The organism is bacterium (assembly GCA_018812485.1).
Classification (GTDB): domain Bacteria; phylum JAHJDO01; class JAHJDO01; order JAHJDO01; family JAHJDO01; genus JAHJDO01.
In genome coordinates this window covers 1-5,942 of record JAHJDO010000024.1, presented here as the reverse complement: position 1 = coordinate 5,942, position 5,942 = coordinate 1, and the positions used below count along the sequence as shown (strand labels likewise).

Genomic DNA, 5,942 nt, shown 5'->3' with positions numbered 1-5,942 from the left:
TCCTGATGAGAAAACTGGCATATCTGAAATCAGGTGCTGGTATGACAATAGGCTTATTGGTGTTCAAACAGCTAAAAATGAAGACCTAAATATTGTGCACTTTTAAACTTTAAACTGTGCACTTTTAAATTTTAGCTAACACAAGTGAATTACGGGGAGTTAAAAAAGGAAAGTGCCGAAGGGGGGATTTGAACCCCCAAGGAGTTGCCTCCACATGGTCCTGAACCATGCGTGTCTGCCAGTTTCACCACTTCGGCATCTCAATAATACAAAAAACATTATAGCATTACTTCGTAAATATAAAAGTCAATAATTCCCGCGAACTAGTTTTATCTTTACACTCTTCTAGCCCCGTAGTAACATTAAAAGGGAGAAGATGAGATGTTAAAACAAGAATTATTGCTAAAACAAACGCAAAAGTTAGTAATGACTCCCGAGATGCGCCAGTCTATACATATGCTTCAAATGCCCCTTCTGGAGTTAAAAGGAACAATAGAACAGGAACTAGCAGAAAACCCCATGCTTGAGCTAGTGAAAGAAACAGAGACTGTTAATGCAGAAGATAGTAGTAGTAGTATTGAAGAAAGTCTTGATGCACATATAAAAGAAGAACTGGAGCAATTCGCTAAACTTGACCGGGATTGGCAGGAATATTACAGTCAGACACATGAGAAGGAAGATACAAGGAAAAAGCAGGAGAAAAGGGACTATGCAGAAACTTTAATCACTAATATTTCAGGCTTGAGAGAACATCTATTTAAGCAGTTGCATCTTGTTAAATTATCGGATGATGATTACAAAATTGGAGAGACAATTATTAATGAAATAAATGACGATGGGTATTTGCAAAGTTCAGTGAATGAGCTAGCATCTAGTACAAATGTACCACCAAAGAGCATTGAGAAGATTTTAGGGATAATACAGCAATTTGACCCTGCTGGAGTTGGGGCAAGAACAATTGATGAATGTTTGCTTATTCAGATAAAATCCATGGGCAGGGAAAATACCTATAATCAACAAATGGTTAAGTATCATTTAGGAGATATAGGCAAGAAAAATTACAAAACTATTGCTAAGGCACTCAAGATTTCTGAAAACGAAGCGATTGAAGAGTCTAAGTTAATATGCTCTCTTGAGCCAAAACCTGGAAGACAGTATAACCCTGTTCAGATAAAATACATTACACCTGATGTTACTATTAAAAAGGTGGCTGAGGAAGTCGAATACACAATTGTAATTAGTAATGAAGAATTGCCAATGATTAGGATAAATCCATTATACAGAAAGCTAGTGCAATCCTGTGGAGAAGAAAAAGCTAAGAAGTTCCTGCTTGAGAAATTCAAATCAGCAATATGGCTTCTCAAAAGTATAAAACAAAGGCATGTAACAATATCTAAAGTAACAAAATATATTATTAAATACCAAAAGGAATTTTTAGAAAAAGGATTATCTCATTTAAAGCCCCTGATATTAAAGGAAGTAGCAGATGCCCTAGAAATGCACCAGTCTACTATAAGCAGAGCAATTTCAAATAAGTATATTCAAACGCCTCACGGACTTTTGCCTCTCAAATATTTCTTTAGCGGTGGAGTTTTAATGAGTAATAATCCTGCATCATCAACATACATAAAGGCAAAAATACGCCATCTTATTGAGAATGAAGATCACAAGAAACCAATCAGTGACCAGAAAACTGCAGATAAACTTAACACTTTAGGTATAGATATTGCTCGCAGAACAGTCGCTAAGTACAGAGAGTCTTTGAATATTCTACCATCCAGTCTTAGAAAATCCTAGAATTCCTGTTCCTCTACGAGGAGAGTTCCATATTAGTTTTAAACAAGTTACGCAGCAGCTCATTTCAAGACGCAATATCTTTTTTAATATCCAGTTTGAAGGAAATCATGGAGAATAATATGGTCAGAATCATTAATATTCCCGAAAGTGTTGCAGTGTTAATAATCTTTGTGTTTATGGAGAGTTCAATAATAGCTATTATAGCTCCAACAGATAAAAACAGGATTAAATAATTTATGGCAGCGTTTCGCAATCTCCTCATTATTAGAAGCGAGAGCGAGATTACAAACAGTCCGCCAAAGACATAGGACAATATTCGTTCATTAGATGTCATACCACTATAATACTTAACTAGTTTCCATGGTATTACATTCGCTATTTTCATGTCAATAAACATGAGAAACATTAACATTATACCTGATGCATAATATCCTGCATATTCTGTTATAAAGAGTTTTTTTATAGTAATGGGTTTTGTTGCATCTGCTTCAATATATTTCTTTCCATATATTACCGCGTTCCACATCAGTATTGCAGGGAAAAATATGAAGAAATAAGGTAAAGGTTTTATAAATGCAAACAAGATTAAGAAAAAAAGCATTGTAGGAAAAGATAACCAGTTTATATAGGTTCTAAGAGTACTTAATATAAATATCTTAAGCGTTTTTGAAATATTAAGTTTCTCAACAATGCTCAGAAAGGTCTCAAACGTAAACCTGTACCCATTTGTCCAGAATCCTTTCTTTGTATAATAGGATTTTGTTGCTTTTCTGAGGCTTCTAATATTAAGAGTATCCGGGTATTTTTGAGCTCTAAAAAAATTACTTTCTTCTGTCATACACACTATTTTATGTCTATATAACATTATAAATATTAAACCTACTGCAAAAAAAGGAATTGTCATGAATTGGAAAGTGGCATAAGGCACATGCAATGTTTTTGGGATTAATAATACGAAGAATCCACTAAATGCAATCCAAAGTGGGAAAGAATGAGAAACAAACAGGAAAAAACCATAGATGAATAAGCTAGCTCCAATAAAGAAGAAAAAATCCAAATTCAGCACAATTTCTTTATTAGTGTTCAACTTGAAGAAATTAACTAAGGCAAAAATACATATGATGAAAATTCCAATAGAAATATAAAAAGTGGAAACTCTTTTTCTAAAATAGGGAATCATAGATGTTGATTTGCGACATGTGTCTATTTTTATTATGCTGACGACTGCCCATCCCAAAAACGCAGACAACATACCTAAGATACTCAGAGGAGCACTGGATTTAGTTGAAAAAACCCCGTAAAATAATAAGGGCGCTATAAAAAATATTATTAATAAAAAAGGAAAACTTCTAAAACACCTTCTAAGTAATATCCAATAATTCATCTTATTATACCTCCATTTTTATGAGTTTGAGTGATAGCTTAAAAATATATCTTCTAAATTCAGGTCAAAGACATCTATATTAACCTTGTAATTTCTCTCCAAAGTGTGCTTTACATCTTCAGAATAATTCTGGACAGTAGCCATTATAAAGTTAGGTTCTTTTTTCATATCTAAGAGACTGGGGATATTAATTCCTTCAGGAATTTCTCCGCTCCTCGGTACTATACGGAGCCTTTTTACTGAATCTCTTAAGTCCTCAATAGGCCTCTCAACCTGGACTATGCCATCTTTAAGAATTCCTATTGTATCGGCTATTCTTTCTAGGTCGCTTGTAATATGAGACGAAAGCAGGATTGTTCTGCTCCCATCTTTTGCAATATCAAGAATTGTCTCAAGGAAATTCCGCCTTCCCTCTGGGTCCAGGGATGCAACAGGCTCATCGAGAATTAAGACATCGGGATTAAATGATAATGTCAAAACTACTGCAAGCCGTTGCGCCTGTCCTGTTGAAAGTTCCCCTACAATGGCTCCTTCAGGGATTTCAAATCGCTTGAGGAGTTTTTCTGTAATTGCATCATCCCACCTGTCATAGAAAATCTTTGTATACCTTATAAGTTGAGATACTTTCATCCACTCCACAAGATCATTTTCCTGCGGGATATATCCAATTCTTGCTTTTGCTTCCTCTGGCAAATCTCTGGAGTCATATCCAAGTATATAACTATTACCAGCTGTTCGTCTAAACAGGCCAAGTAAGCATTTTATAGTTGTTGTTTTTCCTGCTCCATTTTTCCCGAGAAAACCGTAAATAGAGCCTTTGTTAACATTCAGGTTTAGTCCCTTTAATACCTCTTTCTTTTTAAATGATTTATGCAAGTCTTTTGTAGATATGATTATTTCTCCCATTACTTTTCCTCCTGTTTTTCATTTAGTTTTTTAAAAATCTCCCTCAACATGTTAGTAGTTTCTTCCACTGATATATCCAATCTCATTGCTTCATAAACAATGTGTTTAACGTGATTTTGGAGCATTGCAAGTCGTTCCTTTTTCTTCAGAATATTAGTCGAAGAACTTACATAAATACCTTTTCCATGCAACCTGTAAACTGTTTTCTCAAGTTCCAGGATTGAATATGCTTTTGATATTGTCATAGGATTCACTTGCAGAAATTCTGCTAATTCTCTCACTGAGGGTAATTTGTCGTTTGTTTTAAGAGCAGTACTAACAATTAAAGATCTTATCTGATTCATTACTTGCATATATATTGGTACCCCGCTTGATGGATTTACGTGTATAGGTATCATAATTGTAGCCTTGTGTATTATCTAACTAATACACTTATACACCCATGCAAAAATCCTGTCAAGGGGAAAATGCAAATTTTTCAACTTTTTTTAAAAACTTGTTTTTTCAAACAAAAAGGGAGTTTGGGCAGGATGATGCTAATAAGATGTATATAGTGTAATCTACGAGGAGAGTTCCATATTGATTTCAAGTAAGTCAAGCTGCAGCATGCTTGCTGTCTGATACCTATTTGCAGGTAATTTTTCAAGCATTTTCATAATGGTGCTTTCAATATTTGGATGTATTTCGCTATTGATTTGTTTTATGGATCTGGGCTTAAGACCTAGGTGCTTTGTCAGTATCTCCCGATCTCCGGATCCCTTGAAGGGCACTTGCCCAGTTGCCATTTCATACATTGTAATTCCAAGGCTGTATATATCAGTTCTGTGGTCAATATCTCTTCCTTTGATCTGTTCCGGAGACATATAGCTAGGAGCTCCCTGTCTATGAGAATACGCAGTTAGCCCATAAGAAGCAATTCCAAAATCACTTATTTTAGCTGTAGTGTTTGTAATAAGAATATTCTTAGGCTTTATATCCTTGTGAATAATTCCTTTAGAGTGAATATATTCCAGTCCTTTTGTTATATCCAAACTAATATTTATAATGGTCTGATTATCAAGTAGACGTTTTTTATTAAGAAGCTCCCTTAATGTTTTTCCTTCTATATACTCCATTGTTATGAAAGGCGTTTTTTTATTCCTTTCCAGAGAAAAAACCTCGACAATATTAGGATGATTCAAGCTCATCACAAGCTCAGCTTCTGCATAAAATCTTTTCACTGCTTCTGTATTTTTTGATATGTGCGAGTTAATTAACTTTATAGCAATTAATTTATTGTCATAGAGCCTCTTTGCCTGAAACACATCGCTCATACCACCGGAAGCAATCTTTCTAATGACCTCATATCCAGCAAGTTTCATGTTATACACCCAAAATCCGACATTGATTTAAACATATCTCCAAATTTTGTCATTTCAGTCTTCAAAAACAGTTCAGAGGACAGAAAATAATCTTTATTTAGGCATTTTCTTTCTTATAAGACCTGACCAGGTCTTATAACAGCTATTTAAGACATAACTTTCCTGTATAGGCCAAAAATCCTTTTTTCTCCTAATCTGTATCCTAAGTATTGGCAAACTCCCATATTCTCAGACGAATATCTTTAAACATCCGGCATAAAGCCTTTCTCACTTTCAAGAAGGTTTGTCCACTATGATATACAATCTTTCCAGCTATTTGATACAATCGCCATCGCACTGTTTGTACCTGATGCTTATGCCACGATCTATCCAGAGCATGCAGAACAAACAATTTGTAAGTATTATACGCTATAACACCTATTCTAAAGAAAACAGCATTTGCCTCAAACTGTCCACAAGGCATTCTTTCCATGCCAAATCCTATCTTCAGATCC

Annotated in this window: 6 protein-coding genes and 1 tRNA gene; 1 reads left to right on the top strand and 6 read right to left on the bottom strand. The window is 34.8% G+C overall.

The window, feature by feature from the left end:
* Positions 1-173: 173 nt before the first annotated feature.
* A tRNA-Leu gene (locus KKC91_01700) sits at positions 174-257 on the bottom strand.
* A gap of 124 nt (positions 258-381) precedes the next feature.
* Here KKC91_01700 and rpoN point away from each other — a divergent pair.
* Positions 382-1,797 carry an RNA polymerase factor sigma-54 gene (gene rpoN, locus KKC91_01695; GenBank protein ID MBU0477269.1) on the top strand — a complete coding sequence of 472 codons (1,416 nt, stop codon included), beginning with the start codon at positions 382-384 and terminating at the stop codon, positions 1,795-1,797.
* A 64-nt stretch (positions 1,798-1,861) separates the two neighbouring features.
* Here the strand turns inward: rpoN and KKC91_01690 are convergent, their stop codons facing one another.
* The 5 genes from KKC91_01690 to KKC91_01670 all read right to left on the bottom strand — a co-directional run.
* Positions 1,862-2,662 carry a hypothetical protein gene (locus KKC91_01690; GenBank protein MBU0477268.1) on the bottom strand — a complete coding sequence of 267 codons (801 nt, stop codon included), beginning with the start codon at positions 2,660-2,662 and terminating at the stop codon, positions 1,862-1,864.
* Between the two features lie 537 nt (positions 2,663-3,199).
* Entirely contained in the window at positions 3,200-4,087 is an 888-nt protein-coding gene (locus KKC91_01685; protein ID MBU0477267.1) for an ABC transporter ATP-binding protein, read from the bottom strand.
* Positions 4,087-4,485 (bottom strand): GntR family transcriptional regulator, encoded by a 399-nt coding sequence (locus tag KKC91_01680; GenBank protein MBU0477266.1) that lies wholly within the window; start codon positions 4,483-4,485, stop codon positions 4,087-4,089. The genes KKC91_01685 and KKC91_01680 overlap by 1 nt, the downstream gene beginning before the upstream one ends.
* Positions 4,486-4,647: 162 nt before the next feature.
* Positions 4,648-5,448 (bottom strand): serine/threonine protein kinase, encoded by an 801-nt coding sequence (locus KKC91_01675; protein ID MBU0477265.1) that lies wholly within the window; start codon positions 5,446-5,448, stop codon positions 4,648-4,650.
* A gap of 202 nt (positions 5,449-5,650) precedes the next feature.
* On the bottom strand, positions 5,651-5,942 hold a 292-nt coding region (locus tag KKC91_01670), incomplete at its 5' end, for a transposase (protein ID MBU0477264.1).

Bases quoted from the DNA above. Each gene is read 5' to 3' on its own strand.
- rpoN (MBU0477269.1), top strand. From the start codon at position 382: ATGTTAAAACAAGAATTATTGCTAAAACAAACGCAAAAGTTAGTAATG.
- KKC91_01690 (MBU0477268.1), bottom strand. From the start codon at position 2,662: ATGTTATATAGACATAAAATAGTGTGTATGACAGAAGAAAGTAATTTT.
- KKC91_01685 (MBU0477267.1), bottom strand. From the start codon at position 4,087: ATGGGAGAAATAATCATATCTACAAAAGACTTGCATAAATCATTTAAA.
- KKC91_01680 (MBU0477266.1), bottom strand. From the start codon at position 4,485: ATGATACCTATACACGTAAATCCATCAAGCGGGGTACCAATATATATG.
- KKC91_01675 (MBU0477265.1), bottom strand. From the start codon at position 5,448: ATGAAACTTGCTGGATATGAGGTCATTAGAAAGATTGCTTCCGGTGGT.